Here is a 26,893-nt window from a genome sequence, read left to right on the forward strand (position 1 = left end):
TCGCGCGGTACTAGTGATGATGCGCAGCGTCACGCGATCTGCTTGTGCCGCGTCCTAAGCGACTCCACCCACGCGCCGAGCTCCCGCACGTGTTTAAGCAGATCATCCGGCGGCGGCATTGCGGCATTGCGGCCGCGGGCCGGATCATGCGCGTCGGTAATGTCGCAGCAGACTTTGAAACCCCGTTCCCACGTCGTGACATCGGCGGTCTCCAAGCTGACGACCTTTTTGAGGTCCTTCGCATTGATATAGTCTCGGTGCCGCTGCACGACGTTGCAGAACGCGACGTCTTCGAGCGCGCGCTCCCATGTCGATCGCAGGTGATTGTAGAACTTAGCCGCGGCCTCGTCATAGGCCGCCTCATCCTGCGCCTCGAAAAACTGTTTCGCGGCCCGCGCGTCTTTCTCCAGCTTGTCCAAACGTTGGGCGATCTTTTGTCCCGCCCACGGCAATCCGTCGCTGACGATACCGGCACCGCTTCCCGACACACTGAGCGATACATCGACTTGGGCTACCCCGGCTCTGGCCGCCAGGACCTGGAGGTCGTTGAGGAACACCATGTCGTGGGTGAAGACGATGATCTGGCGGGTTGCGGCTTCCTCGACTAGCCGCTCAGCGACCTTCTGCCGCCAACGATGATCTAGCGACGACACTGGATCGTCGAACACCAGCGTCGATGCAAAAGATGCGGTTGCGAGCTCGGTCAAAAACATAGCCAGGGCGACGCAGGTCTGTTCGCCTTCGCTAAGCACATTATGCACCTTCGCCTTCGGGTTAGCGAACAGGCGCACCTGATATTGGGGCGAACCGAATCTGCCGCCCGAGCGTGTGATGTCGACGCGAACCCTCCCAGCCGCGAGCTTTTGAATTTCCTGCTGAAAGCGGTCTCGGACGCGCGGCGTGATCACCTCATCCGCAATGGAATTGCCCAATTTGGTGATAGCGGCGGTATTCGTCTCGCCGATGCACAGCGCGATCCTGGCGAGGTCGACAAGCCGGCGGACTTCGGCTTCCGCTTTCGGGAGAAGCACATCGAGCGCGGCGCGATCGCGCAGTTCGAGACGCTCGGCTTCCAAGACCGCGCGCCCGGCCGCGTCGGCAGCCGCGGCAAGCTCGTTGGCGTAACGCTCAGCTGCGCGCGCCAGAGTCTTGAGGTCCCCGACCGGTGAACGCGGGAGCGAGGGCAGCGCGCTCGCTAGTCCGCTGCTTGCTGCGCGCAGCACCAATGCACGGCGCAGTCTTGCCGTTGCGAGGCTTCTGAGCACGGCGCGTGCCGCTGTCGGAGCGGTCACGTTCAGCTGCCGTAGCTGCGGAAACGCGGCGATACGGACGCGCCGTTCTGCAAGTCCGTTGATCAGCTGCCGCGCGGTCGCCTCTGCGGCCTGGGCGCGACGCTCCGTTTCATCCGTCACGAACGCTTCAAAGCCTGACAGGCGCCGCACCGATGCAGCATCGAGCGGCTGCTGACATAAGACGCACGGCTCGCCTTCGGCGACCGGCGGAAACGCCTGCTCGGGCAATGCATCCTGCGTCGCGTACGCCCGCGCCGCGTCCCACAGCGCTCGCCAGGTTTCGCAGCCGACTCCCGGCAGGACCGCCTCGTTGAACGCCGTCTTAGCGGCGAGGTCGGCCGCCGCGCGAGCGGTCTCGGCATTGTCTGCCGCGGTCGATACCGCCGACAGCGTTTCATCGGAAACCGTGTTGAGCAAAGACTCGAGCGCGGCGGCGACGCGGTCGAGCGAAGTAGACCACGCGCGTTGCTCGGCCGAGGCTTTTTGCGGATCGCGCGCAAGGTCTTCGGTCAGGCGTCGAAGCCGCTCGCGCTCTCCTTCCGTGAGCTCGGCTAGTTGACGCAGTTCGGCGAGATCGGTGCTGGCGGTTAGCGCGTTGAGCACCTTGCCGACAGCGCAGTTGGCCGCATAGGTCGGCTGAGAAAACAGCCCATCGCGTGCGGCATTGAGCCGGGTCTGTTCGGCGGTGAGCGCGTCTTTGACGCCGGTGCACGCTGCAGCCAAATCATCCGGAATATCCAATCCGAAGGGTCGAAACGCGACTTCATTCTGCTCGCGAACATGGACCGCACCGGACTCGCGATCGAAGACGCTGATCGCCGAGAGGATATGGTTGGGCGTGTCGCTGTCGTTCCATGCGACCGGCGGACAATCGCGGCCCTCATCGGCATAGGCGATGGTCGCCGCAGCGCCTCTGGTCGATGTTGTGTCGAGCTCGTTCGGGAGCACCGCGGTGCTGAAGCGCGCGCGGCACGATCGTTTCAGAATGCGCGCATAACCGGATTTGCCCGTCCCGTTGTCGCCATACACGACGGTCATTCCGGTGCGCGCGAACGTCAGCTTCTGCCCCGCGGCCAGCCGATTGGCGTTGGTGACATCGGCGATCGACAGGAGCGTGATCTTCCCGCCTGCGGTCGTACGGACGTAGCGGTCGTCCGCGGTCAACGCGATTGGGTCCAGCTCAATCCCTGTCGTGCCCTGGCCCTTGAGGCACAGCAAGGTTAGCTCGGCGATATCGTCCTTTTCCAACGGACCCTTGGCCACTACGCGGCGCAGCGCGTCCTGCAGCCAGGACGGTCGAGAAGGCGCCCATTCCAAGATCATCTCATAGGCTGTTTTCGGTGCAGCACTCATCGTCACAATCCCTCCCGGACGTAATGATGAATTGCCGCCGAGCGATGTCCAGCGGCTTTCTCTCAAGCGGTGACGCGGTCGGGCCTGTTTTCCGTTCGGGGACTCGATCGGCTGCATCCGGAATGATTGTTGTGCGTCTCCTCATATCCGGAGCTTCGCCGATGATCCGATTGGTGCTGAAAAGAAGTCAGACTGATAGCCGCCCACCTCTCTCTCGTTCTAAAATGCTGGTTCAGCAAACGTCGAGCATCGGCTTCTGATAAGAGCTGCCCCTCCATATGCCACAGGCGAACGGCAGAAATGTCCCCACTTGTTGTCATTCAAGAGCGATGACACTTCCCAAAACACTATCCGAGTCGGGCAATTCTGTGCCTAGCGCCGCCTGGGTGGTGGTGGTGTGCCACGTGGCACATCCCGATCCGGTTGCGGCTCGTTTCGCGGACGATCCCGTGCGTCTCGGACCCGATTCTCGGCATCGCGAAGCATCATGTCCGGCACCGTCTCAATCCGCGCGCGCTCCTGGATGAACTTCCTCACATGGCCGGCGAGCTGTCGGTCTTCGTGGTTGCCAGTGCGATCGAGGCGGTCGGCCGCAGCCTCGTAGCGACGTTTGGTGTCCTGCCAGCGTGCCCGCGTCTTGATCGCTAGCGCTGGCTGCTGGGCCTTGCCGAGCGCGATTTGCATTGCCTCGCGCGCTTGCCGCAGATCGGCATCGGTAGGTTGGCGGGACGCACCGTTGCGTATGCGGGCGCGCAACTGCGTCAGCGCCATGCTGGTGCCCGCCCTCCCCTGTCCGCGTGTATAGCGCGGCGTCGCCTCTGCCTCGACACCGCGGCTGCGCAGCGCTTCGGCGAACGCCTCGCGAAATCGAAACAGATCCTCGCGCCTAGGATCGAAGCGCTTCCGGTCCATTCCTTCGGCTTGAACCGTCAGATGGACGTGCGGCCTGGGTGTGTCGGTGTGAAGAGCGAGGACATAGTCGTGATTGTCACCAATCAAGCGGTCGGCCGCTTCCCTGACGGACTCCCTTACCTTGTCAGGGTTGGTGCCTGCCGGCATCGAGAACACCATCGCAACGGCCGAAACCGATGTCCCCTGCCGCCAATAGAGCGGGTCGGACCATTCGTCCGCGATCTGATGCGCATCATCCTTCGACGTGATCCGCTCGCCGTCCCGTGTCTCGATCGCGATGTCGCCGTGGCGACCGATATAATCGAGATGGGCGGCCAAGTGCTTCGCGCCCTTCTTCCGCCCTGTCACCTTGACCAGCACCTCCGGCGTGCGGTGAACGACCCGCGCGAGAGTGTCCCGAACGGCTGAGGCTGTCGGTGCGACATTGTGTCGGGGCGCGAATGCCCCTGTGCCGTTGACGATGCTCTTGGCGTAACGCGCGTTCGGATCGCCCACGATGCGCGGCTTGAACCGCGGTTTCATCGCCTCCCACAGCTCATCCTCGCGCTCGCCGAAGGGCATTAGTCGGCGACCTCCCAATAGGCGGAGTCGCCACGAAGCGCGCCTCCGAGCGCGTCGACCTGTTCGGTGATCTCTTCGCGCATGTCTGCGATACGACGCAACTCCCGCTCGATCTGCAATCCGCTATCCGCCATTAGCGAGGCGTTGCCGGCCTTCATCGCCTGGTTGAGGTTTCGGCCGATGCGTTGAAGCTGCATGCGGATCGGCGCGAGAGCATCGCGCAAGCCGTCATCGACGTTGCCCTTCAATCCGAGATGGCGTCGCGCCAGTGCTTTGATCCAACGCGAACGGTCGACACCGCGATCGGCCGCTCGCCGATCGAGCAGCGCCAACTCAGCATCGGTGAAGCTGAGCGTCACACGGTTACCGGCGCCGTTAGCGCGTGGCGCGATCCGAGGCGCGTCGATCACCTGCTTCAATGACTGCTGAAGCACGGTTCGGAGAAGCGCGCTGCGCCCTCCCCTTCCCTCTGCAACGGCATCGAACGCGGCCAACAGGTCCCGATCAATGCGCGCCGTCAGCATCGCGGTCGGCTTGGTTGGGGATGCAGATTGCGAGGCTGCGGTCATGCTCCGAAGGAGTAATGTAATACAGCAAACACCACAACACCTATCCTGCCATTAAACCTCCCCAACCATAATCCTTCTCGCAAGTGTGCCACGTGGCACACTTAATTAGTCTTGAATGAAGCGATTTCGCGGAAGGAAAGAAGGTGTGCGAATGCGCGCGAAGATCACCATCGGCGCTCTCCGTTCAACGGCCGGCGATCAGCGCCAGCTGACGATCCGGGGCGTGTCTTCGCCGTCGAAGTGGAGCAGCGCTTCCACGACGATCGCACGCTGACCCTCCACCTCGATTGTCGGCCGCTCGATCTTCTGCTTGCCACCCTTCGCCTTTGAAGACCGGGGGGCAGGGGCACTGGTGCTAGAAACCAGCGCCGACGGGACCGGTGTCGCGTCCTGAGCGCGCTCGGCAAGCTCGTCCCTGATCTCGTCGGTTGATGGGGCGGGAGGATCGACCAGGGTCTCGTCGCTGGCTTTCTCGGGTTCGCCATCCGCGCCCGGTTGCACGACAGGCGGGGGGGCAGGAGAATCGGTCGGCGCGCTGGTCTTCTTCGCTCCCACGTCGCGTGCCAGCCGTTCGCACGCCAATACCGTCATATCCTCGGTCGCCGTATTCGCGATAAACTTCCGGGTCGCTGCATCGTCCACCTTGGCTGCCTGGGTAAGGGCAACGGCGCTCCGCATCGAGATATCGGCAAGTAGCGCAGAGATGTAGTCGGGAGCACTTGCGAGGCCATGATACCGGGTCAGGAGCGTGCGGTTCCGGCCTGTCTGCCGCGCTAGATCTGTGAGCGTGCGGCCGGACGCAACCTCCTTGGCGACGAAGGCCACCACGTCGGCTGTCGACAGGTTTTCGCGCTGATCGTTCTCGATGAATTGGTCGATGCGGACCTGCGCGGGATCATCCGCCTTGGCGACGATCGCGCGAACCTTGATCCCGAGTTGCTTGCACGCGCGCCAGCGACGTTCGCCGAACTGGATGCGATAGCGCCCTTCCTCATCCTTCGGAGCGACCGTCACCGGTTGAAGCTGTCCTCGTGCTTCGATCGTCCCGGCCATATCGTTAATCGTTGCCGGATCGATGTCGCGCCGGACGTTCTCGGGATCGGGATAGAGCTGATCCGGATCGAGGAGCAGAACGCGATCCGCGTCTGCGACCTCGGCCTTGTCACTGAAGACGTCGAAGTTGTCGAAGTCCATTATCCGTTGCTCCCGATCCGGGTCATGGCTTCCTCGAGAAAGGCGCGCATCGCCGGCAGCGATCCTCGCACGTCCTTGTTCAAGCGCCATACCGGCACGCGCTCTTGAAGCGCCTGGCTGTAGTGTGCGCGATCGGGGAGGTAGCTGGTGAACAGGTTTTTCCCGACCTTCTCCCGGATCGCCGCGAGCATTTCCATTTGCGCGCGATCGTTGGCCTTCACGCGGTTGGCGACCAGGCCGGCGACATGGATCGGTTTTGTTCGGCCTCGCTGGTTTACCGTGGCGATCGAGTCCGACACCTGCTTGGTCGACGCCGGACCGAACGGCCCCAGTTCGACGGGAATTATCAGCGAGTCCGCTACCATCAGCGCCGCGAAATTGATCCAGGACCAGGAAGGAGGCGTGTCGATGACGCAGAAATCGAACGCAGGACCAAGCTGCGGGAAGTTGGCCCGGATATTTCCAAGCGCCTTCGTGTAATCCGCGTCATATTCGCCGCCCATACGGTTCGAGTAGATCGACAGGCGAGGCGCGGAAGCGGGCAGCGAGTAGCGGGGCTCGAATAGAGGCTTGCACGTGCCAAGGCTCTCGAACTCTGCCAGCGCCGCGGTCGCGTTGCACTGGCGATCGAGATCGAGAAACAGAACGCGATGGCCAGCGTCGGCTAGAATCCATGCCAAATGGCAGGCGATCGTGGTCTTGCCCGCGCCGCCCTTTTCTACGTTGATGGCGATAGTCTTCACGTCCTACCAGCCACGATCCGACGAGATGTTCCAATGGTCGTAGCCGCGGTAGTTGGAATCGGAGCGCGTATTGCGCCCCGCCTCCTCGTCAGCCGTGTCGCCGCTCCAGACGCGCGGGTTCTCGCTGCGGCCCATGCCCGACAGCAACCCCCAGCCGAGGAATACGAGAAACCCGATCGTTAGTAGGTGGTCCAACATGGCCTCAGCCTCCGTCGCCTTGATGAAAGGCCGATCCTGTAATAAGTGGTATCTAAATCCTCGTCAATATGAGATACCAACAATTCCATGACGACGAATGACTCTAGCAAGCTCGGCTCGGTCGGTCGCCCGCGAATTAACGCAGAGCAGACGATGGCCCGATTTCCGCCGGGGACATTGGCCCGGATCAAGGCATTGCTGCGCCCGGGAGAAACGGTTGCCGATTTCATGCGCGAGTCCGTCGAGATGGAAATGCGGAGGCGGGAAGGGCCGCCGGTAGGCGGCCCCGACCGTACCTAGTCGCGGTCCTCCGAACCCTTGGCGAGGATCGCGAAGCCGTCGGCGATCAGCTCGACCGTATAGCGCTTGCCATCGGCCACGTCGTAGGAGTTCTGCCGAACCCGGCCGGTGATATGAACGAGATCACCCTTCTGCGATTTGGCGGCGCGCTCGATTAGCTTGCCGAACACCGTCACCTCGTTCCAGTGCGTGTCCGTCACCCACTCGTCGTTCTCCTGCCGGTTGTAGTTGGCGGCGACGCTGACCTTCGTCACCTTGTCATGCTCGGTGATCTTGCCAACCCGCCCGATGATCCGAAACTCCGCGATGTTCTGCATGGTCCTGTCCTCCGATCGATCAGGCTAATTCCTGATGGGAATTGAAGGGAGTGCGGGCGCCGCGATCAAGCGAAAAAACGGAGGGTCTGCGCAGCGAAAACCGTTGGCGAAGCCGGTTATTCGCTTGATCGTAGAAGGCGGCGAGCGCCCATTTTCCCATCACCCAGGAATAGCCGGGCGAGGGGCTCGACCTGGGCCATCGCGATCGGTGTGGGGTTTGGCTAGTGCTAGGATCTCGGTATGTGGCGACGATGGGCGCAGCTCGGTTCGGCCCGCGGGGAAACCGAGTGTCGACAACGTGGAAAGGGAATGATGCCGGTGATTACCACGCCGCCCTTGCTAGGAACTAGGTGCTACGGCCGCGATCATGCCCGAAAAACGGCTCGACCAAGCACCAGCTCAACCATCTGGGCGCAACAGAAGACGCATGCTCCGCTCGGGAGCACCGCGCCGTAGGCGCGTCCATCGGTTCGGCCTGGGGAAAGTGGTTCTTTGGAGTGTCCTGCTTGGGTTCAGCGCGTCTTTGCCGTCAGGCATTAGAGCGTTGGCCGCCTAGGCCAACTCCATTTGAATATAGAATAGATGAATCTAGGAGCGGTTGACCATTTTTTTGAGACTCTCGTTCCTCAATGCCGATTGCGAGACGCATCATGATGCTGCGGAGGTCGGCGTCGTCAATGTCCTCTGCCACAACCTGACGGGGCGAGCGCCATAGACGCATCGCCTCGATCTCTTCGATACGATCAGCATCCCGCTGCACCACATCGTCGGGCAGGGGAGAGGGGCGAAAGCATCGCGGAAGGAAGCCGACCAGACGGTTCGGGAACCGCATCCGATAGACGTTGGACGTCTGCTCAAAGCGCGCTTTCGGGCGATCGCGGGTTGGTTCGACCGGGACGCATCGCCGCTGCTTGTCGAGCAACCCCATTCTAGCAAGGATCGACAGGCCGCGCCCGACGCTCGCACGCGACAATCCGGCGTGCGTCTCGATCCACTCCCATGTCGGGAAGACCTTGCCGCCGCAGGTGCGAGCGAGCTGCGTTAGCTGCTCGAACACCCGCACTGCTGCAGGCGTAATCAGCGTAACGAGGCGTTCGGCCTCAGTGAGCTGGCGCCCCTCGGTACGGGCAAGGCGCCTGATGGCGTTCTTGCGTTTCAGCAGCTCCACGGCGTTGCGATACAGCCGGTCCGTCTCGCCCTTGGCGTAGCTGTAGAAAAAGTCGTCCTCGAACGTGCCAGCCTTACGGCTGTGAGGATGCACGTGCGCGCGCGTCGGGTTCGGTGCCCCCGATCGCGACCTGGCGCGCTCGTTTGTCGCTCGTTCGAGCGCCATGAAGCTCGCGCGCGCAATCGTAATAGCTCCCATCGTCCGTCCCCTCTTCGGAGGCCGGGACCAGGCAAAACAAGAGCGTGGCGCGAAGCGCGCTCCCTTGAACCGAGGCTCGAGAACGGATATGAGAAGGGTGCGTATTGTCCCCAATGGGGTCCCGATCGATGCCGCCAAGCATCGCTCATCACGTTCCAGGGTGCCCGGCCTTCGTGCCGGGCATTCGTTTATGTGGTCACAGCCGATCCCTTTGATGCCCGTCGAATAATGCCGACAACGCAACGGGATTTTGGCGCAAGCTGCGCTTGAACGAAATAGAAACAGTTCGTGCTTTCGCGGACTTATGCCAACAAAAGTTCGTGCTTTCACGGACCTAGGCTAGTCCTTTTCGTGCTTTCGCGGACCGGAGTTCGTGCTTTCGCGGACGCTGCTTCGTGTTTTCTCGGACCGTTGCCGTCTCGAGATCGAATCAGTTGAACGCCATTCGTTACGCGGAAAGTAGGCTCGCCTTCGGTGTGATAGTCACAGTCGTCGAAGCTGTTGTTCGGCGTTTACCAGCTGCTGTCTCAACCGATGCTCCGTCATCCATGACGATGTGATAATCGGGCACGGCGTCCGCATCCGATATTCCCTTCATCACATGCCGGAAGTGCTTCAGCGAGTTTTGGTAGCCGAGCTGCAGCCGCAAGTCGTCGAGGCCGACTTGGACCGATCCGTCTTTGCAGGTCGATCGAGCGACTTCGTAGAGTCGACGCTCGACCGGGCCGAGCTGGAAATAAAGCGGTGAGTAGTCCAGCACACGCCGATCGCGCAGGATCGCGCGATATAACCAATCGCACAGCCGTACCTTCACGCCCTTCAACCGCTTATCGCCACTTTTGGTCTTCGTATAATGAAGCTGCGCCTCCGACAGCCATGAGAAAAAGCCCGACTGCCCCTCTCCACCAGCCTCAATGTTTGTCTTGATCTGCGTGCCCTGCAGCCGCTCCAGAGCATCGGACAACCGCGTATAGGATCGCGCCGATCCACTTACCCCAGTGACGCGAAAAAGATCGTGGGCGGTAAAGTAGAAGTCCTGGGCCACTGCCTCACCGGCGTCGAGCTTTGCGACGAGCAAGCTGGCGATATAGAGTAAGACTTCCTTGTCGTAGATCGTGGCAACGCCGCGCGGACCAGGACCGATCTCGATCGATACCGTGTCGGTCTTGTAGATTAGCGACCGCTTCCACGCCGTCTTGGTCAGCGCGAAGAACGGGTAAGCCATCAAAGACTGCTCGCCGCGGACCTCGGTCAGCAGCGGGCTATCAAGCACGAACAGGTTGCCTTGTGAAGATGCTCCCTCCGTCATGCCGCAACCTGTAGGGGCACCGCAAAAGACGGGGTCCGCGAAAGCACGAACGCTCGATCGCCCGGGTCCGCGAAAACACGAATGGCAGCGTCGTTTTCCTCGTGAACAGGGCCGTTGCCGACCCGATCGCCATCAATTTTCGTGTTTTCGCGGACCAACCTGTGCGCGGTATCGCCGGCGTCGCCTCGTCTCGCAAACGATCGTTTTTGATGCGCCATCATGTGAGAACCGTAGCAGTTGACGCCAGCGTCTCAAAACACTTTCGCGATTGGCCCTCGACATGATAGACGTCAGACATGAGTTTTGAGAATGCTTCATGCTGATCGGCTATGCCCGAGTGTCGACCCCGGAACAGGATCTGACCCCGCAGCTCGAAGCGTTGCGTAGTGCGGGTTGCGAACGAACCTTCTCGGATAAGGCCAGCGGAGCAAAAGCCGACCGCGCAGGGTTAGCCGACGCGCTTTCCCATGCGCGAACCGGCGACATTCTCGTAGTATGGAAGCTCGACCGGCTCGGCCGTACCATGAAAGGACTGATCGACCTCTCGTCCGATCTAGCGACGAGGGGAATCGGGCTGAAATCGATTACAGACGGGATCGATACCGCAGGCACAGCAGGGAAACTCGTTTTCCATATCATGGCAGCGATGGCCGAGATGGAGCGTGACTTGGTTCGTGAGCGCACGACGGCTGCGTTGATCGTCGCCCGACGTGAGGGCAGGGTAGGTGGCCGGAAGACAGTAATGACACCCAAACGCCTCGAGGCCGCGCGGAAGCTTTTATCGTCTGGAATGACTGCCCGCGAAATAGCCCCAACCATCGGCGTCTCGATCGCGACGCTATACCGCCATTTGCCAGCACCAGAACAAGAGGCAATTAGCGCGGGAGAGAATGTCGCTTAGAAGCATGCAGCTGATCTACATGCACGATAAATGGCTGGCTCCCCGTTTCCTAGGAAGCCAGCCTCTATATTATTCCGCTGCTGCTTCTTCGGTCTTGCGCTTGCGCGGAGCCGAAGCGGGCTTGGCGTCTGCCTTGGCTACATTCGTCTGGCCAGGCTTGCGACCGAGCCCAATGCTCTTGGCCATCGTGCGACGTGCTTCCGAATAGGTAGGAGCGACCATGGGGTAATCAGCCTTCAGGCCATAACGCTCGCGATACTCCACTGGCGTCATGCCGTTAGTCGCGAGGTGACGGCGCAGCGTCTTGTACGGCTTACCATCGATCATGCTGATGATGTGATCGGGGCTGGCAAGCGACTTACGAGCAGTGACTGCCGGGGTGTACTCTTGAGCAGATGCTTCGGGCTCAGCAGCCGTCGAGTTTCCGCCGACCAGCACCGAAACAGTTTCGTACATCTTGTTCAGGAAGGCTGGAACGTCGTCAGCGTTGGTACGCGTGTTGGGATTGGCCAACCAAGCGATTGTCAATTCCGTGGCGAGTTCGACGGGGTTCAGGTCGAGGGTAGTGTCGGACATAGAAGTCTCCATTTCTGGAGGCGCATCTAGGTACTTGATTGGTCGCTGGCAATCTCTGGTCGCGCTAGACCATCCATTAGAGCTCAATACATAAAAATGAAACCGAGAATACGCGTTCTTAATTACCGTCCAAGACGTTGGCAAATTTGCTCCTTCGCTGACGCCGACGCCAGCGACCGTTTGAATCTTGCCGGGTGTGCTCCAAACTTCTGATCGAATATGATTGATCAAGCTCTCATGCGGGGAGCGATCACCGCTCTAACCGTATCCGTCGCTGGGCCTAAGCACCGGCAAGGCCGCGCAGGAAACGCAAAACACCCGTTTGTCCCACAGTCGTATTTGCGACCGGGTTTTCCACACATCTCACCGCTGAACGGCAATAATTGGTGGTTAGGCGACAGGCAGCTTTCGGGACCGCGGCCGTTGAAAGCTGCCTTCGAGCCAGTGTCACAACCGTTCGGTTGTGACACCGCCATAGATAGCGCTCCGTCAGGCATGACCCTCTTATACCGATCGATCGTGTACCGCTCGCCGTAGCACGCGCGACATGGCCTCTACCGAATAGGGTTTCTGCAGAAGGTCGAACCCTTGATGCCCATTTTCGGCAAGGACATGGCTATATCCGCTGGTAAGCACGACTGGTAGGCCAGGATAGCGACGACGGACCTCCTCGCCGAGTTCGATACCCGTCATCCCCGGCATGATTACATCGGTGAACACTACATCGAACTTGAGCTCGTCTTGAGCGAGCAGATCGAGCGCGGCATTGGCGTCCGCCGCCCAAGTGGTCCGATACCCAAGGTCCTGGAGCATGGCCGTGGCAAACTCACCGACATCGGAATTGTCTTCGACTACGAGAACGTTGGCGTTCGGGGCGTGTGCGGGTTGTTTGGCATCCGCCGGCTCACTCGGTTTGACGCCCTTCGCGGACACCAGCTTGAGATAGATCGTGAATGTCGTTCCGGTGCCTGCTTCGCTTTCCACCAGCACGTCGCCGCCGGATTGCTTGGCGAAGCCGAACACCTGGCTCAGACCCAGACCGGTGCCTTTGCCGACGTCTTTGGTTGTGAAGAATGGCTCGAATATGCGCGACAGGTTTTCTGGGGTTATCCCGCCCCCGGTGTCGGTGACGCTGACCGCCACATAGGAGCCCGGCCGTTCGGCATGATGGCGCATCGCTGGAATAGAGGAAGCGGGCTGGACGCGAAGCGTCAGTCGCCCTTCGCCGTTCATGGCATCGCGTGCATTTACCGCCAAGTTCAGGATGGCGGTATCGAACTGCGCCACATCGGCCTCTGCGTGGAACGCTTCCGGGGGCTGTTCGACCTCCAGGGCGACGCGACTGCCGAGCAGTGAGCGCACCATCTCAGCAACGCCGGCGACCTTATCGCCAACGTCAAACACTTCTGGCCTGAGCGGTTGACGACGCGCGAAGGCGAGGAGCTGCCCTGTCAGCTTGGCCCCACGATCGGCAGTGTCGGAAATCGCGTCAATGTAGCGCCGGCGTTTCTCGTCCGTAATGTCCGCGCGGCGGAGAAAGTCCGCGGCGGAACGAATTACCGTAAGCAGGTTGTTGAAGTCGTGCGCGACACCGCCTGTGAGTTGCCCGACCGCATCCATCTTCTGCGCTTGACTCAACGCTTCATTGGCAACCTTTTCGCCCGTAATATCGCGGGCCACGGCATGGATAAGGCCGTGCTCGGGAACAGCGGACCAGGACAGCCAGCGATAACCCCCATCCCGGTGACGATAGCGGTTTTCGAACCGTAGAGTTGTCATGCCGTCTGTCAGCCGGTTTGTTTCCGATCCGGTCGCGGGCTGATCATCGGGATGCACGAAGTCGAGATATGGCCGACCGATCAGCTCGTCACGTTCCCAGCCCAACAAGGTGGTCCAAGCCGGGTTGACCGACACGATTGTCGCGTCGAATTGCGCAACTAGCATCAGGTCGGTGGTTAGCCGCCACATGCGGTCACGCTCAGCAGTGCTGTCCGCGACCCGCTGTTCCAATGTCGTGTTAAGTTCGCGAAGTCGGTCTTCCGTCGCTTTACGCAGGGTGATGTCGATAGCGGTGCCGATTGCCCGAATGCAGCGTCCCTTGTCGTCGAAGATGCCGCGGCCCTTGGCAGCGACCCAGCGGATAATGCCGTCTTCCTTGCCGACCGTCCGATATTCCACGTCGTAGGTAGCGCGACGCTCCGGATCGAGGGCGCTAGCAAAAGCTTCCCCAGTCACGTCGCGATCGTCAGGGTGTAGCCCAGCGTAAAAGTCATCCATGCTGCACGGGATATCCGGCGAGATGCCGAACATCGCCTTGGTACGTGGCGGCCAGTTGAGCACGTTGGTGGTGAGGTCTAGGTCCCAGGTGCCGATCTCGGCCGCGTCCACCGAAAGCTTGAGCGTGACTTCGTTGAGGGCGAGCCGTTGTTCGGCTAGGGCGCGCTCTGAGCTAAGCACGGCGTTCGCCGCCTGTAATCCGGCGAGCTGGTCGCGTTCCATTGTGACGTCGAGCTGGCTGGCGAAGAAATAGGTGAGCTTGCCCGCTTCGTCGCGGACAGGTGCCAGCAGCAATCGATTCCAAAAAGGAACACCGTCGCGACGATGATTGCGAATGTCGATCTCGATCGACCGTTCCTCGCGAATGGCATCGCGGATCGCTTGTACATCCTCGGGTCCAGTTTCTGGACCCTGTAGAAAACGGCAGTTTTGTCCTACAATCTCGTCGCGCGCATAGCCCGTCAAGCGACAGAACGAGTCGTTGACGAAAACGATCGGGTTATCGGGCAACCGAGGGTTGGTGACCACCATCGGCATTCGCGTTGCCCGCACGGCAGAGGCGAAGGGATCGTGCGAAGGCCGGTTTCCGATGAACTCCGCCTCGATGCGGTCCGCGTCTTCACCAGTGCCTGAGCCGGGGTGATCATGTTCATTCAAAACGTGCATTCACATCCTCGCCCGCACCTTTTCCCTATGTTTAGCGCTAGCTGAGCATTTTACGAGTGCTGAGCGGCAGGTGCGTTCAACGGCGGTTGGCTGCCGTGCCACAGCTTCGGCGTCAAAACCGACAGTTTTGACACCGCAAAGGTTCACTGGCGCCGTGACACCTTCCGGATGGCGCGTGACAGCGTGTCAATCGAGTAGGGCTTATGCACCAGTTCGAATCCGTGCGTGCCACTCTGCGCCAAAACCTCGCTATATCCGCTGGTCAACACGACCGGCAGCTTCGGATAAAGACGGGTAATCTCCTGACCCAGTTCGATGCCGGACATGCCCGGCATCATCACGTCGGAGAAGACAACGTCAAACCTGCCTGCGTCGGCCGCCAGTTCAGCGAGCGCCTTGGAGGCGTCCATCGCCCAAACCGTATGATAGCCCAACTCTGCCAGCGCCTCGGTAGCGAACATGCCGACCTCGGCATTGTCCTCCACCACCAGCACGCAGGCGCCTTCGCCGAACGGCAGGGAATTATCGCCCTCCTCGGCCACTCCGCCCTCCAGCCCCTCAACCCGGGGCAGGTACATGGTGAAGGTCGCGCCTTCGCCTTCCGAGCTCGTGACGATGACGCCCCCGCCAGACTGCTTCGTGAAGCCGAAAACCTGGCTGAGGCCGAGGCCCGTGCCTTCGCCCACGCCTTTGGTGGTGAAGAACGGTTCGAAGATCCGTTCTATGTTATCGGCTGAAATGCCGGGACCGCTGTCGGTCAACGAAACCGTTACGAACTCGCCCGGCGTGGCCGGATGGGACCGTATGGCGGGCATGCCGGAGGCTGCCGCCACCACGATGGACAGCTCGCCCGCGCCGTTCATGGCGTCGCGTGCATTCACCGCCATGTTGACGATCGCGGTGTCGAACTGGCTGCGGTCCGCGTCGATGTAGCAAGGCTCCGTCGGCAGCCGATGGGATACCTTAATGCGTGCGCCCGTCAGCGTCCGCACCATGTCGCTGACCGTCCGCACGCTTTCCGAGACATCGAAGACTTCGGGTTTGAGCGACTGGCGGCGCGCGAATGCGAGCAGCTGGTTGGTCAGTTTGGTCGCGCGTTCGGCGGTGTCGGAGATCGCGTCGATATAGCGCTGCCGGCGTTCGTCGGAGAGACCGGGCCGGCGCAATAGGTCGATGGAACCCCGGATGACGGTCAGCAGATTGTTGAAGTCGTGCGCCACCCCACCGGTGAGTTGCCCGATCGCCTCCACCTTCTGCGATTGGCGCAACGCGTCCTCGGCCTGGCCAAGGTCGGCGGTTCGCTCCGCGACGCGCTGCTCCAGCGTCTCGGCGAGCGCGCGCAGATCGGCGACAGCACGGTCGCGCTCCGCTGCGATGCTCCGCCGTTCCTCGACGTCGATCAGGACGCCGGGAAAGCTCAGCGGCGTTCCGTCGGGTGCATGGTCAACCCGACCGTTCGCCTCGATCCAATAATATCGACCGTCAGCACGACGGACCCGGTATTGATGCGCATAGGACCCACTGCGGGCGATTACCGTGTTGATCGCCTCCGTCAGCCCTGCCTGATCGTCGGGATGTACCGTTGCTGTAATCTGCGCGAGCGGGATGCCGGATCGACCGAGCGCCGGATCAAGGCCGAAGGCACGCGCGAATGCCTCGTCTACGGTGAACTGATCGCTTGGCAGGTCCCAGTGCCAGGTGCCGATGATGGCGCCGGCCTCCAGCGCGAGTTTCACCCGCTCGACGTTCTGACGCGCGACGGATTCACTGACACGCAGGCGTTCCTCCGCTTCTCGGCGTGCGGTCACGTCGTTGAAAATAATTGCGATCTGTCGATCTGCGGGATCGCCAACCCTTACTGCCCGTACGTCGAACCAGCGTTGGAATGCTTCGGCATAATTCTCGAAATTGGTCGGTTCGCCGGTCTTGGCGACATGCCCGTACGTGTCGAACCAGAACTGCTCCAGATCGGGCGCGAACTCGGTAACCCACTTGCCCCGCAGGTTGACCCCCGACTGGCGCTCAAAAGCCGGATTGGCCTCGACGAACCGATAATCGACAGGGTTGTCGTTTTCGTCGAACTTCACCTCGACGATGGCGAAAGCTGCTTCGACCGTGTCGAAAATCGTCTGGAAGCGCTGCTGCGCCTGCTGGAGCGCTTCGCCGGCAAGATGTTCCTCGGTACGATCACGCAGAACCTTGACGTAGCCGGTATGGCGGCCCGCCGGATCGCGGAGCAGCGACAACTCGCCACTGGCCCAGAATAGCTCGCCCTCTTTGCGTACATGCCAACGCTCATCTTTGGCACGCCCTTCCTCGCGGGCGCCTGACATCTCCTGTGCCGGCACCTCGGTCGCGCGATCTTTATCGGTAAAGAACAGGGAAACGCTTCGGCCGATTACCTCGTCTTCCGACCAGCCCAGAATCCGTTCTGCGCCGTAGCTCCATTCGATGATCCGGCCGTCCAGATCGCAGGCGACGATGGCGAAGTCTTGTGCACTATCGACGATCGCGCGCTGCCGCGCCTCGGCGGCGATCAGTCGTCCCGTTGCGACGCGCTGCTCGAACTGCACCATGACCTGTCGCGCCATGACGCGGATCGCCTGCTTCTGCACATCGGTGAGATCACGGGGGCGATGATCGAGCACGCAGAGCGTGCCGATCGGAAAGCCATCAGGCGACTTCAACAGCGCGCCGGCATAGAAGCGCAGATGCGGCTCACCCGTGACTAGAGGATTGCAATCGAAGCGTGGGTCCTTCGTCGCGTCCGGAACGAGCAGGAATTCATTCTCGAGAATCGCCTGCCCACAGAATGATGTGTCCAACGGCGTCTCACGAACGCCGAGGCCGACCTCCGCCTTGAAGAACTGCCTACCGTCACCGATCAGGTTCACGACTGCGATGGGCGTGTCGCAGATCGCCGCGACCAGCTCGACGATCTCATCGAACGCCGCCTCACGCGGCGTGTCCATCAGACCATATTGAGCGAGCGCAGCCAGCCGCTGCTTCGCGTACGTGGGCAGATCAGTCATCTTATTCCATAGGCTCAGCGGTTTATTGAGCTGTAGCATCGTCGTTGGTAAGCTCAAACGGCTGGCAATTCTTAGGTGTCAAACCGGTCGGTTTTGACGCTGCAGCTGGACCCGAGCTTTTCTGCGGGTCGCAGGGTATCAGAACTCCGGTTAAAAATGTCCGCTTTAAAGAGCGGCCACTTTTTCTGGCTATGACGAATCTTGGGCGGGAGCGGCATGGCAGCTTCTGAGCGCCGCGCCCCGTCGGAAACTCACGATTGTCGCCGATCGGCGTTAGCGACGGCGTTTTGCGACGATCGAGATGATACCGTCCGAAATCACCCGTTTGTCGCTCATCGGATAAAGCGACAGGGTTTCCCGACACCTCGGCTGCGAACCCACGCCTTTCGGGACAAAGGCGGCGTTCCCCACGCGCTCCGTAAGTGATCGCTTTAAACGAGAACGGACGTTCCGGGTTGCTGCGGACGATAGCGTTTCCTGGAGACGAACACACCGCCGCGACGTTGATCAGCGACCTCCTTTTCCCGGGCCGTGACATGAATGCGCGCGTTCGGGAAATCCTCGATCCCGCCAGCATGATCGAAGTCGAGATGCGTCACGCCGACGTGACGGACGTCCGCCGGTGCAAAGCCCAAGCGGCGTATCTGCGCGACCGCGATCTCTTCCGTCCGAAGCTGCGGTCGGTTGAGCGCCAGAAATAAGTCGGACAGCCTTTCTCTGGGTCGGGTGATGTCCTGGCTGCCATACCCAGTATCAATCAGGACAAGTCCGTCGTTCGTCTCGATGAGCAGGCAGTGGCACACGAGATGCGCTGACAGACCGCGGCTGTACCCGTCGAACAGCCGCCCACCCACCGGGCAGCAAGTGCCACAATTTAAATGGTGTATCCTCATTATATGTCTGCCCTCGTAGTCAGAGTCGTGTCAATTGATCAGGTCGGAACGTCGGTCCCTTGTATGGGCAAGGGGGGATCCAACTGATCTTCCTACAATACCCCGATTTAACGGCGTCCAACGATGCGCAACGATCATCGTTTTCAACGAATTGACCTCGATCAATGCGTTTATGAACTCCACTTAGATGGTGGAGAGCGAGTATCAAAAATAGATTGGTTAATCGAAGTTAAGTAGTCCTGTTTCCATGGATCATCGTGGATTAAAGTGCGTTCTGCCTTTGTTGTTCAATCACGATTTAGAACACATCGGAGTCGAACATGTATTATCATGACAAGAGACTACAGTACCCGGTCCAGGTGACGAAACCCGATCCTGCTTTTGCTCGAATGTTGCAGCAGGCGATTGGTGGCGTTGAAGGCGAGATACGCGTATGCATGCAGTATTTCTTCCAGGCTTGGGGCAACCGCGCGCCGACAACGAAATATCGTGACATGCTGCTGCACACGGCGACCGAAGAGATCGGCCACATCGAAATGCTGGCGACCGCAGTCGCGCTGAACCTCGACAAGGCGCCGACGCACCTCCAGGAAGAGGGCGTCAAAGACAGCATCGTCGGCGCTGTCATGGGCGGTGAAAACCCTCGTCAGAGCATCGAAGGAATCATCCACAAGAACCTGTTGTCAGGCGGCATGGCAGCGATGCCGATGGATTCCGACGGCGTGCCGTTCAACATGAGCCACATCTACGCGAGCGGGAACGTCGCGGCCGATATGTACTGCAACGTTGCCGCAGAAAGCACCGGTCGCGTTCTCGCGGTACGGCTCTTCAACGCGACCCATGACGAGGGCATGAAGAAGATGCTCCATTACATGATCGCGCGCGACACGATGCACCAGCAGCAGTGGCTGGCCGTCATCGAGGAACTGGGGGCAGAAGCCATGAACCTGCCGATCCCCAACAGCTTCCCGCAAGACATGGAAGATCAGCAGAACAACTATAACTTCTACGCGACCTCGGTCGACGGGACGTTTCCGGAAGGTCGCTGGACGTCGGGTCCCTCGATGGACGGCAAGGGCGAGTTTACCGTCTTCCGCAACGAACCGCTCGGTGAAGAACCGGTGATGGGGCCGGCCCGCCCCAATAGCGGCGCCCAGAACCAGCAGATCGGCTGAGAACGCGTTGCGGGGCGTGCATCTGCGCGCCCCGCTTCGATCGTGTCCCATTGAGCAGTATCGGAGAAGCCACTTGGCACTTGAAAGCATCGTGAACGCCGCGAAATCTGCCGTTCGTGACGTCGTCTCACCGCAGTCGAGTGACCCGGTCTCCGATCGTAACGACGTTCTGCAGGATCTGCACCTAGCCGAGAAGGCATGGGCGACCGATGGTGTTCGCTCAGGCACCTGGTTTGTCCGTGACGGCGAGCATGTAGCTTTTACGCCCACCGCGCGGAATGGGGCCACGTTGACCATCGGCGGTCAGACGACGAACTTCATCCCCGCAGATCGCTTCACCGATTACCTTGTCAACATGCGATCGGCCATCGAAGCAGGCGAATTCGATCGCGAGATCGCAGGTGCACTTCACGGTTCGGCCAATGTTGGAGGAACTGCCGAAGTCGCCATTCCCGCCGCGAGAGAAGGTAGTCCGGAAGACGTGCGCCAAGCACAACAGGATGCAGCATTCGCTCGCGAGGGTCGTAACCCCGACGGATCGTTAGCTGCCGTCGTCAGAGACGGTTCGTAAAAGCTACTGTGAACTGGCCTTATCGACGCAAATTTCAGAAGAAACTATCAGGAGAGAACCAATGAATATCAAACACATCGGTATGTTGCTCGCAGCGACGGTCGGCACAGCATCGTTTGCACAGACGCCGCCACCGCCACCGCCGCCCGAGGCGAAAACAGCTGCGATGCCCTATGTCGTGGCTGCCGGAATGAGCGATCTGTACGAGATCAACTCAAGTCAGGTCGCGCTGCAAAAGTCGCAGACGCCTGCGATCCGCAAGTTTGCGACCATGTTGATCAAGCACCATCAAAAGACAACAGCCGCCACCATGAAGGCGGCGGCCAAGGCGGGTTTGACGCCAACGCCGCCCGTGCTCGATGCCGGCGCGACGGCATCGATCAATGAATTGCAGACCGCATCTGCAGCGGATTTCGACCGCCTCTACATCGGTCAGCAGATTCCGGCGCATCAGGCCGCACTGGACCTTCACCAAAGCTATTCGAGCGGCGGGGATCAGGCGCCCCTGCGCATGTCGGCCAAGGCTGCGGTACCGATTGTGAAACAGCATCTCGATGCTGCAATGAAAATGCAGGCGGGTAAGCCGATGAAGAACATGTCGGGTATGTAAAACGGCGGAGCGCCGTTATCGGCGCTCCGTTTCCGGCGATGTCCCTACATATCGAAATTCGTATGTTTCTCTGGAGTGAGACAATGTCAGCAGACCCCTTACCGCCCCCGGAAACCGACGATAATCCGGCGCTTCGCGGAAACGATGACGGTACCGTCGGGCATTACTCGGGCGAAGAGTATGACAGCTATAAGAAGGATCAGCCGCGCAACGTCGAGGTCGGCGTAAGTCGGGACAATCGGGAAGCGAATGTTAAGATGCCGAACAAGGCGCCGGGCGAAGACATTCCGCCTGACGCCGGCCGACGCGCCTATATCGATGAGAAGACCGGCGAAGTGCATGGTAGCGGTTCCGGGGCGGGCGGAGGAAACGCCACTGAGGACTATGATGCCGACACGCCTGGCGGAGGCGGCGGGGTCCGCCAGACTCAGCAGTCTAAGTAACTCGCCGTAGGTTCTTTTTAATGAGGTACGACAAAGGGCTTGGACAGCACATATGCAGGTGAGCAAGTTGTTTGATCGGAATTCGTTCAGTACTCAATGTCTAGGAAAGCTTATGCTTAAACTAATGCTTCTCGCAGCGGTAGCTCTCACTAGTCCCGCTATCGCAGCGCGTCGCGATGCTCCTGACGTACAGTTGCAGAAAATGCTTGTCGGGCTCGTTGCGGGTAAACCCGTCAACTGCATCAGCCTGTCGGGCTCGAACTCATCTGAAATCATAGACGGCAAAGCCATCGTTTACCGGGTTGGGAGCCGGCTCTACGTCAACGAACCGCGATCCGGGGCGCAGTCGCTGCATCGCGATGACATACTCGTCACGCGTACCATTGGGTCGCAGCTCTGCAGCATCGACACGGTTCGGCTGATTGATCGTAGCTCGCGATTTCCGCGCGGCTTTGTCTCACTCGGTCAGTTCGTGCCGTACAGCAAAATCAAAGCCCGCTAAGACGGCAGCCTATTGGGGAAGAAGCCGAGGGAACTCGGCGGGAACCTCTCGTGCAAGGAAGCCGATTGGTCCACTTGTAGTTGCGACGCGTCGTCCACTTTGTCCGTGCAGCCAGACACCCCAACCGGCTGCAATGATCGGTGAAGCGCCGCGGGACAGCAAGCCCCCGATCGCACCGGCCAGGACATCTCCCGATCCGCCTGTCGCAAGTCCGGTGCCTCCACCACCATAATGCAGTGTCGTTCCATCGGGTGCCGCGATGACAGTATCGCTGCCTTTGAGGACCACAACAGCCCCATACTGGACAGCGATATCGCGCGCGACTTTTTCTGGTGACTTCGCGATCGTGTCTTCTTCCAGGCCCGTCAGCATGGCCATCTCGCCGTGATGCGGTGTGAAAACCATGCGACCGTTGAACGCCGCAAGCGCTTCGCGCACATTCCGTGCGGATCCGATAGCCAAGGCGTCGACGACCAGGGTTACCTCGTCGCAGGGCTGCGTCAGGATGAGTCGCATGAGAGCCTCGGCAGCGGCGGTGGACCCTATACCTGGTCCAATGACCAGCGTATCGCACCCTTTCAACGACTTTTCGAGTAACGGGCCCGCGGCTCCCGCGATCTCTCCATCGGCGTCTTGCGGCAGCGCGAGAACACCCGCTTCTGGTACGACCAGGCCGAGTCCGATCGCTGCCGATGCGATCGTCGCCATCTGAAGCTTGCCCGCGCCAACTCGAAGTGCCGCTTCTCCCGTGAGCCGAAGCGCGCCGGGTACCATAGCCGAACCGCCGATCGCCAACACACGACCCCGGCTGTTCTTAGTCGTTCCACTGCCATGAACGGGAGGCGGGTTGGCAGCGATCCAGTTGCTATCGAGGGGAATGGTATCGGTCATCCTCGTACTCCCGTGGTACGGTCCGGCTCGGCGGTGACGGGAGCGGACCCTTCGTGGTCGACTACATCGTTGTAGCGAACGAGCTTGAGTGCTCCACTCTGCGTTCCTTCGGGATCGAACCGATACTCGGTGACCGAGCAGTTCGCGACATCGCCTTGGTGATCGATTGCCAGGATCTCCTCCTCGGTCAGGTTCTCGATGACATAGCGCAGGCACAGGACGACGACCTGATGCGCGACGATCATCACGCGGCGTCCGGCATAGTGCAATGCGATCGTGTCCATCAGCGACCGCAGGCGGAAGATAACGTCGCACCAGCTCTCCCCGCCTGGCGGCCGATGATAGAATTTGCCGAGAATGCGCCTGAACTCAGCTTGGTCCGGGTATACCGAGGCGACACCACTGGTGGTCAGCCCGTCCAGGATGCCGAACTCCTTTTCGCGGAGGCGTTCGTCGATACCGACCGGATCGTCGCCGGTCGCGCCGCCCTGCGCTCGAAAAAGGTCGAGGGTCTGGCGCGCACGGATATAGGGAGAGACCAACAGAGCGTCGGGGCGGTCGTCCGGAACCGCGCTGGCGAACCATCTGCCGAGCGCACGGGCTTGGTCTTCGCCGAGCTGGGAAAGCGGAATATCGACGTCGCGATGCGACAGTTCGATCCGTTCAGCTCCAGCCGCATGGGCAGCGTCGCGCGCCACATTTCCCGCACTTTCGCCATGGCGGACAATCCAGAGACGAGACGGCCAACGTGCAGAAGTCATAGCTTTGTCCGTAGTGTTGCTTCGGCCGAATTAACGCCGATCGGCCGGCGATGGCTCCATGATTTCCCGATCATGCATCGCTACCGCCGCGATCGGCGAATGCTGCGTTGACGAGGGAACCTCAAGCAGCCTCTCACGTATTTTAAGTAACCAATACGTCGCAGAAGGAGGCGAGGAGTCGATGGCTGAGACAGCAAAAATCGCTTATCACCGCGAACGGGCGGAGCAAGAACGGAGGCGGGCCAATCAGGCAATCGATGGCCGCATTAAAAATGTTCATATTGAACTCGCGCTAGCGCATGGAAGAGCGGCCGTGCTTGGCGGCCATCGTCTCAATGCAGTTCATGACCGGTAATACCTGTCAGCGCTTTTGCGAAAAGCATCAGATAGAATGCTGGAACTACCGCTGACGGTTTGCTGATGGGATTGCGCTGCTGGCAAGGCTGAGAAGCACGCTTTCCTAATATGGCTACAATAGCAGAGATGGAGCGCTCTCGTACGTAAACGACTGCAGCACTGCATGTTGTGCGTCGCGCGGGCAAGGTCGTTGGTCGTGAAACCCTGATTACGCCAAACGATGCCCGACGGCGTGACTACTTTTGGCTTTAGGCATAATGGCGGGTAAGGTCGCACCGAAGATCGGCTATCGACTGCCACGCCATATCGACAACGTCCGACACCAGAGTAGCAAGCCATCGGCGCAGAAGTGGGAAGCGCGCACAGCGTAATGCCTCACGGACGTTTAAACCGCCAAGTGACGTGCTAGCGGTCAAGTTTTATGACGTTGAAACCTGGAACCCCGATCAACATCGCCTCCGTATGCACACCTTTTACCGCCAGCATGCCGGCACGGTAGCCGGCCGACCAACGCTGTTCGACCGTAGGCGGCGAAAAGTCGAGCGCCTTACCTGCTACTTCCTCGTCCTGCTCATTGTAGGCCAGCCGAACCAGCGACAGCGTAATGCCCTCGCGCCCGGTATAGGCGGCCTTCCATCGAGCTATCGATCGGCGGGACTGAGCGGCGAAGATCAGATCCTGCATGCGGCTGGCGGCTTCGCCTAGGGTCGCCGGCTTGGGGCCGTGTAGTGGCAACAGGTCGACCGCGATGCATAACGTCGCCCGTGGCGGTGGGGCACTGAGAACGGGATCTAGCGGTAGGTTCGCAGACAGGCCTCCATCGACGAGCCAGCGGCCGTCGATCCCGACAGGTGGAAACGCGACCGGTAGAGCCGCGCTTGCCCGAATGTGATCAGGCTTGATCCGGGTTGCGGTACTGTCGAACACGACGTCGTCGCCCGTCTCAAGATCGACCGCAGTTGCGGTGTAACGGCAAGGACCGGCATTAAGGCGCTCGAAATCGATGAGGGCTTCCAGCGTGATCGTGAGCTGATTGGTTTCGAAGATCGATGGCTGATCGTCCGTCCAAGGGGTAAACGCCGATAATAGCGGGCCGAAAATACCGGGACGGCCCGCGGTTGCCGACCATCCAACCGCAGTCGTCCGCCGACTGGTTTCAAATATACTGGCCCAGCGAAGCGTCAGTGCTCCCGGCGATAAAGCAGGTCGCCAGAACGCCCGCAGGGCTTCGATCCGACGATCGGGAGCGGAGCCCGCAATTAGCGCCGCATTGATAGCACCAATCGACGCGCCGATCACCCAATCCGGTTGGAGGTCGTGCTCGTGCAGCGCTTCGTACACGCCTGCTTCGAATGCTCCCAAGGCATTGCCGCCGCTCAGGACCAACACGACGTCAAAGTTGCGTACTGCACTAGCTTCTTCGCCGCGTACGGTCACGCGCGATCGCGCTTTTTCCGGCTGACGGCGACGGCAATGCCCGCGCTGACTATGCCCAGCAACAAGAAACCTGGATGAAGCTTCTGAACCTGCAAAACGGTGCTCGAAGCGCGGGCGTGGACATCCTGACTTCCGCGCAATGCATCAACGCGCGGCTCATAAAGGTTGTCGCGGCGGGTCGGGTTGCCGGGATCTTCCGGCTTTTGCTGTGCAACGGTGCCGACCAGTTCCATGATCTTGTCGCTCAACCGTGGCGCAGCATTCGACAGGAGCGCGGACAACAGGCCCCCGCCGCCTGCATACAGCGTGCGCCGGGGGGTCTCGCACGCGAACAGCACCGCGTCGGCGACGACCGACGGTGCGTAGAGCGGTGGTGGCAGGCGTGGTGGCTGGTCCATGAAGTTGCGCGCATGCTCGGGGAACGGCGTGTCGATCGCGCCCGGCTTGATCAGGGTGACCGAGATGCCGGCTCCCTCCTTTTCCAGCTCCATCCGCAGCGTATCGGTCAGCGCCTGCACTGCATGCTTGGTTGCGCAATACGGCCCTTGCTGGACGATCGCGCGGTCGCTCAGGATCGAGCCGACGTTAACGATGGCACCGCCGCGTCCGCGCAGATGGTGTGCCGCGACCAGGGATCCATGCAACACGCCGAAGTAATTGACGTCGAACACGCGGCGGTGATCGGCGATCGGCACCTGTTCAAGCGTACCGTACGTGCCCGTGCCGGCATTATTGACCCAGCTGTCGAACCCGCCAAATGCCTCAATCGCGACGCCGGCGACACGCTCGACCGCCGCCATGTCGCTGACGTCCGCGACGGAGATCGCGATGCGTCCGCCGTCGGCCGACAGGCGATCGCGGAGCGCCTCTAGTGCTGCCTCGTTACGCGCGGTCGCGACGACGGCCGCGCCGCGCCGCACGGCGTCCTCGACGGTCGCAAGGCCGTTGCCGCTGGTGGCGCCGGTGACGACGATGACCTGATCGCGCAGGGATTTCAATGTGATGGCCATGTCGATCAGCGTCCCAGTGGTGAGGTTGCGTAGTCGGCGAGCAAGGCCGCCACGTCGTCGTAGATCGCGATCGCGCCTGCCGACTGAAGTTGCTCGTCCTTGAACTTGCCCGATCGGACCGCGACCGCGGCGATCCCGCACTTGGCCGCAGCCTCGATGTCATAGGGCGTATCGCCGATGACAATCACCTCGCCGGGATCGATTCCCGGCAGCTTCTTGAGCGCGGTCGCGAAGATGTCGGGTGCGGGCTTGGTCTTCTCGACGTCGTCGCTGCTCGTCGTCGCGGTGATCAGGGCGCGGGCGTCGAGCAGGTCTATGTAATGGTCGAGTTCTGCCTCGGAGGCGGAAGAGGCCAGTACGACCTGCTGCCCGAGACCATGTGCGTGGGCCAGCAGGTCGTGCGCTTGCGCGAACGGCTTGGCGGTCTCCAGGTAGTTCGCCTTGAAGATCGCGCCGTGTGTGTCGCCGAGCTTTTCCTGCTGATCCTCGTCCGCGTCGGGCAGCAGCGTCGGCACGAGCATGTCGGTCCCCTTGCCGATCTGGTCGTGAACCACTTGGCGGTCGAACGACGCGCCGACGGTGGCGAACGCCTCCTCCCAGGCGAGGACGTGCATGTCGTTGGTGTCGACCAGCGTACCGTCGATATCGAAGAGAATGGCTTTGATCTGCATAATGTT

26 protein-coding genes are annotated in these 26,893 nt (G+C 60.7%); 8 read left to right on the top strand and 18 right to left on the bottom strand.

The window, feature by feature from the left end; all coding sequences use genetic code 11:
- Nucleotides 1–29 precede the first annotated feature (29 nt).
- The 6 genes from SPHN_RS16480 to SPHN_RS16505 form a co-directional block, all read right to left on the bottom strand.
- Nucleotides 30–2,645, bottom strand: a complete 2,616-nt coding sequence (locus SPHN_RS16480) for an AAA family ATPase (RefSeq protein ID WP_248524834.1) — start codon at nt 2,643–2,645, stop codon at nt 30–32.
- A gap of 372 nt (nt 2,646–3,017) precedes the next feature.
- The gene (locus SPHN_RS16485; protein WP_248524835.1) at nt 3,018–4,118 is read right to left on the bottom strand and encodes a relaxase/mobilization nuclease domain-containing protein; all 1,101 of its coding nucleotides are present in this window, start codon (nt 4,116–4,118) and stop codon (nt 3,018–3,020) included.
- Nucleotides 4,118–4,642: a hypothetical protein gene (locus SPHN_RS16490; protein ID WP_248524836.1), complete on the bottom strand. Its 525-nt coding sequence runs from the start codon at nt 4,640–4,642 to the stop codon at nt 4,118–4,120. Before SPHN_RS16490 ends, SPHN_RS16485 begins: the two co-directional genes overlap by 1 nt.
- Nucleotides 4,643–4,885: 243 nt before the next feature.
- The gene (locus tag SPHN_RS16495) at nt 4,886–5,881 is read right to left on the bottom strand and encodes a ParB/RepB/Spo0J family partition protein (RefSeq protein ID WP_248524837.1); all 996 of its coding nucleotides are present in this window, start codon (nt 5,879–5,881) and stop codon (nt 4,886–4,888) included.
- Complete coding sequence (locus SPHN_RS16500; protein ID WP_248524838.1) at nt 5,881–6,624, bottom strand: ParA family protein; 744 nt, start codon at nt 6,622–6,624, stop codon at nt 5,881–5,883. The genes SPHN_RS16495 and SPHN_RS16500 overlap by 1 nt, the downstream gene beginning before the upstream one ends.
- A gap of 3 nt (nt 6,625–6,627) precedes the next feature.
- Nucleotides 6,628–6,822, bottom strand: a complete 195-nt coding sequence (locus SPHN_RS16505; protein ID WP_248524839.1) for a hypothetical protein — start codon at nt 6,820–6,822, stop codon at nt 6,628–6,630.
- A 153-nt stretch (nt 6,823–6,975) separates the two neighbouring features.
- On the opposite strand from SPHN_RS16505, the gene SPHN_RS18620 reads away from it, so the two are divergent.
- On the top strand, nt 6,976–7,122 hold the full coding sequence (locus tag SPHN_RS18620; protein ID WP_353461234.1) for a YlcI/YnfO family protein: 147 nt from the start codon (nt 6,976–6,978) through the stop codon (nt 7,120–7,122).
- Here the strand turns inward: SPHN_RS18620 and SPHN_RS16510 are convergent.
- From SPHN_RS16510 to SPHN_RS16520, 3 genes are all read right to left on the bottom strand, one after another.
- Nucleotides 7,119–7,439, bottom strand: a complete 321-nt coding sequence (locus SPHN_RS16510; protein ID WP_248524841.1) for a single-stranded DNA-binding protein — start codon at nt 7,437–7,439, stop codon at nt 7,119–7,121. The two genes, SPHN_RS18620 and SPHN_RS16510, sit on opposite strands and share 4 nt — an antisense overlap.
- A 529-nt stretch (nt 7,440–7,968) precedes the next feature.
- On the bottom strand, nt 7,969–8,772 hold the full coding sequence (locus SPHN_RS16515) for an RNA replicase (RefSeq protein WP_248524843.1): 804 nt from the start codon (nt 8,770–8,772) through the stop codon (nt 7,969–7,971).
- Between the two features lie 481 nt (nt 8,773–9,253).
- Complete coding sequence (locus SPHN_RS16520) at nt 9,254–10,114, bottom strand: replication initiator protein A (RefSeq protein ID WP_248524845.1); 861 nt, start codon at nt 10,112–10,114, stop codon at nt 9,254–9,256.
- 316 nt (nt 10,115–10,430) lie between these two features.
- On the opposite strand from SPHN_RS16520, the gene SPHN_RS16525 reads away from it, so the two are divergent.
- Nucleotides 10,431–11,015: a recombinase family protein gene (locus SPHN_RS16525; protein ID WP_248524847.1), complete on the top strand. Its 585-nt coding sequence runs from the start codon at nt 10,431–10,433 to the stop codon at nt 11,013–11,015.
- A gap of 69 nt (nt 11,016–11,084) precedes the next feature.
- On the opposite strand, the gene SPHN_RS16530 is transcribed toward SPHN_RS16525, so the two are convergent.
- From SPHN_RS16530 to SPHN_RS16545, 4 genes are all read right to left on the bottom strand, one after another.
- The gene (locus SPHN_RS16530) at nt 11,085–11,591 is read right to left on the bottom strand and encodes a MucR family transcriptional regulator (RefSeq protein WP_248524849.1); all 507 of its coding nucleotides are present in this window, start codon (nt 11,589–11,591) and stop codon (nt 11,085–11,087) included.
- Between the two features lie 504 nt (nt 11,592–12,095).
- Nucleotides 12,096–14,534, bottom strand: coding sequence for a PAS domain-containing protein (locus SPHN_RS16535; protein ID WP_248524850.1), 2,439 nt, complete (start codon nt 14,532–14,534; stop codon nt 12,096–12,098).
- Nucleotides 14,535–14,677: 143 nt separating this feature from the next.
- Complete coding sequence (locus SPHN_RS16540; protein WP_248524852.1) at nt 14,678–17,566, bottom strand: PAS domain S-box protein; 2,889 nt, start codon at nt 17,564–17,566, stop codon at nt 14,678–14,680.
- A gap of 431 nt (nt 17,567–17,997) precedes the next feature.
- The gene (locus SPHN_RS16545) at nt 17,998–18,420 is read right to left on the bottom strand and encodes an MBL fold metallo-hydrolase (RefSeq protein WP_248524854.1); all 423 of its coding nucleotides are present in this window, start codon (nt 18,418–18,420) and stop codon (nt 17,998–18,000) included.
- A gap of 359 nt (nt 18,421–18,779) precedes the next feature.
- On the opposite strand from SPHN_RS16545, the gene SPHN_RS16550 reads away from it, so the two are divergent.
- The 5 genes from SPHN_RS16550 to SPHN_RS16570 all read left to right on the top strand — a co-directional run bounded on the left by SPHN_RS16550 (nt 18,780) and on the right by SPHN_RS16570 (nt 21,760).
- Nucleotides 18,780–19,634, top strand: coding sequence for a manganese catalase family protein (locus tag SPHN_RS16550; RefSeq protein WP_248524856.1), 855 nt, complete (start codon nt 18,780–18,782; stop codon nt 19,632–19,634).
- Between the two features lie 73 nt (nt 19,635–19,707).
- Entirely contained in the window at nt 19,708–20,205 is a 498-nt protein-coding gene (locus SPHN_RS16555; protein WP_248524858.1) for a hypothetical protein, read from the top strand.
- A 61-nt stretch (nt 20,206–20,266) separates the two neighbouring features.
- A complete protein-coding gene (locus SPHN_RS16560; protein ID WP_248524860.1) occupies nt 20,267–20,815 on the top strand; it encodes a DUF4142 domain-containing protein in 549 nt (182 codons plus the stop codon).
- Nucleotides 20,816–20,898: 83 nt separating this feature from the next.
- Complete coding sequence (locus SPHN_RS16565; RefSeq protein WP_248524862.1) at nt 20,899–21,258, top strand: hypothetical protein; 360 nt, start codon at nt 20,899–20,901, stop codon at nt 21,256–21,258.
- Nucleotides 21,259–21,370: 112 nt separating this feature from the next.
- Nucleotides 21,371–21,760 carry a hypothetical protein gene (locus tag SPHN_RS16570; protein ID WP_248524864.1) on the top strand — a complete coding sequence of 130 codons (390 nt, stop codon included), beginning with the start codon at nt 21,371–21,373 and terminating at the stop codon, nt 21,758–21,760.
- Nucleotides 21,761–21,769: 9 nt separating this feature from the next.
- Here the strand turns inward: SPHN_RS16570 and SPHN_RS16575 are convergent, their stop codons facing one another.
- Nucleotides 21,770–22,651, bottom strand: a complete 882-nt coding sequence (locus SPHN_RS16575) for an NAD(P)H-hydrate dehydratase (protein ID WP_151989653.1) — start codon at nt 22,649–22,651, stop codon at nt 21,770–21,772.
- Nucleotides 22,648–23,412 (bottom strand): histidine phosphatase family protein, encoded by a 765-nt coding sequence (locus tag SPHN_RS16580; protein WP_151989654.1) that lies wholly within the window; start codon nt 23,410–23,412, stop codon nt 22,648–22,650. Before SPHN_RS16580 ends, SPHN_RS16575 begins: the two co-directional genes overlap by 4 nt.
- 181 nt (nt 23,413–23,593) lie before the next feature.
- Between SPHN_RS16580 and SPHN_RS16585 the strand changes: the two genes are divergently transcribed.
- Complete coding sequence (locus tag SPHN_RS16585) at nt 23,594–23,767, top strand: hypothetical protein (protein WP_248524866.1); 174 nt, start codon at nt 23,594–23,596, stop codon at nt 23,765–23,767.
- Nucleotides 23,768–24,174: 407 nt separating this feature from the next.
- Here SPHN_RS16585 and SPHN_RS16590 read toward each other — a convergent pair whose 3' ends face one another.
- The 3 genes from SPHN_RS16590 to SPHN_RS16600 all read right to left on the bottom strand — a co-directional run.
- The gene (locus tag SPHN_RS16590) at nt 24,175–25,206 is read right to left on the bottom strand and encodes a patatin-like phospholipase family protein (RefSeq protein ID WP_248524867.1); all 1,032 of its coding nucleotides are present in this window, start codon (nt 25,204–25,206) and stop codon (nt 24,175–24,177) included.
- The gene (locus SPHN_RS16595; protein ID WP_248524869.1) at nt 25,203–26,216 is read right to left on the bottom strand and encodes an SDR family oxidoreductase; all 1,014 of its coding nucleotides are present in this window, start codon (nt 26,214–26,216) and stop codon (nt 25,203–25,205) included. The genes SPHN_RS16590 and SPHN_RS16595 overlap by 4 nt, the downstream gene beginning before the upstream one ends.
- A gap of 5 nt (nt 26,217–26,221) precedes the next feature.
- The coding region (locus SPHN_RS16600) for an HAD family hydrolase (protein WP_248524871.1) at nt 26,222–26,893 on the bottom strand (672 nt) is incomplete at its 5' end.

The sequence above is a fragment of the Sphingomonas faeni genome (genome assembly GCF_023195535.1).
Lineage (GTDB): Bacteria > Pseudomonadota > Alphaproteobacteria > Sphingomonadales > Sphingomonadaceae > Sphingomonas > Sphingomonas faeni_B.

Bases quoted from the DNA above. Each gene is read 5' to 3' on its own strand.
- SPHN_RS16585 (WP_248524866.1), top strand. From the start codon at position 23,594: ATGGCTGAGACAGCAAAAATCGCTTATCACCGCGAACGGGCGGAGCAA.
- SPHN_RS18620 (WP_353461234.1), top strand. From the start codon at position 6,976: ATGGCCCGATTTCCGCCGGGGACATTGGCCCGGATCAAGGCATTGCTG.
- SPHN_RS16540 (WP_248524852.1), bottom strand. From the start codon at position 17,566: ATGACTGATCTGCCCACGTACGCGAAGCAGCGGCTGGCTGCGCTCGCT.
- SPHN_RS16560 (WP_248524860.1), top strand. From the start codon at position 20,267: ATGAATATCAAACACATCGGTATGTTGCTCGCAGCGACGGTCGGCACA.
- SPHN_RS16485 (WP_248524835.1), bottom strand. From the start codon at position 4,118: ATGCCCTTCGGCGAGCGCGAGGATGAGCTGTGGGAGGCGATGAAACCG.
- SPHN_RS16525 (WP_248524847.1), top strand. From the start codon at position 10,431: ATGCTGATCGGCTATGCCCGAGTGTCGACCCCGGAACAGGATCTGACC.
- SPHN_RS16570 (WP_248524864.1), top strand. From the start codon at position 21,371: ATGCTTAAACTAATGCTTCTCGCAGCGGTAGCTCTCACTAGTCCCGCT.
- SPHN_RS16505 (WP_248524839.1), bottom strand. From the start codon at position 6,822: ATGTTGGACCACCTACTAACGATCGGGTTTCTCGTATTCCTCGGCTGG.
- SPHN_RS16595 (WP_248524869.1), bottom strand. From the start codon at position 26,216: ATGGCCATCACATTGAAATCCCTGCGCGATCAGGTCATCGTCGTCACC.
- SPHN_RS16480 (WP_248524834.1), bottom strand. From the start codon at position 2,645: ATGAGTGCTGCACCGAAAACAGCCTATGAGATGATCTTGGAATGGGCG.
- SPHN_RS16515 (WP_248524843.1), bottom strand. From the start codon at position 8,772: ATGGCGCTCGAACGAGCGACAAACGAGCGCGCCAGGTCGCGATCGGGG.
- SPHN_RS16490 (WP_248524836.1), bottom strand. From the start codon at position 4,642: ATGCTGACGGCGCGCATTGATCGGGACCTGTTGGCCGCGTTCGATGCC.
- SPHN_RS16510 (WP_248524841.1), bottom strand. From the start codon at position 7,439: ATGCAGAACATCGCGGAGTTTCGGATCATCGGGCGGGTTGGCAAGATC.
- SPHN_RS16575 (WP_151989653.1), bottom strand. From the start codon at position 22,651: ATGACCGATACCATTCCCCTCGATAGCAACTGGATCGCTGCCAACCCG.
- SPHN_RS16550 (WP_248524856.1), top strand. From the start codon at position 18,780: ATGTATTATCATGACAAGAGACTACAGTACCCGGTCCAGGTGACGAAA.
- SPHN_RS16535 (WP_248524850.1), bottom strand. From the start codon at position 14,534: ATGCACGTTTTGAATGAACATGATCACCCCGGCTCAGGCACTGGTGAA.
- SPHN_RS16495 (WP_248524837.1), bottom strand. From the start codon at position 5,881: ATGGACTTCGACAACTTCGACGTCTTCAGTGACAAGGCCGAGGTCGCA.
- SPHN_RS16565 (WP_248524862.1), top strand. From the start codon at position 20,899: ATGTCAGCAGACCCCTTACCGCCCCCGGAAACCGACGATAATCCGGCG.
- SPHN_RS16530 (WP_248524849.1), bottom strand. From the start codon at position 11,591: ATGTCCGACACTACCCTCGACCTGAACCCCGTCGAACTCGCCACGGAA.
- SPHN_RS16520 (WP_248524845.1), bottom strand. From the start codon at position 10,114: ATGACGGAGGGAGCATCTTCACAAGGCAACCTGTTCGTGCTTGATAGC.
- SPHN_RS16580 (WP_151989654.1), bottom strand. From the start codon at position 23,412: ATGACTTCTGCACGTTGGCCGTCTCGTCTCTGGATTGTCCGCCATGGC.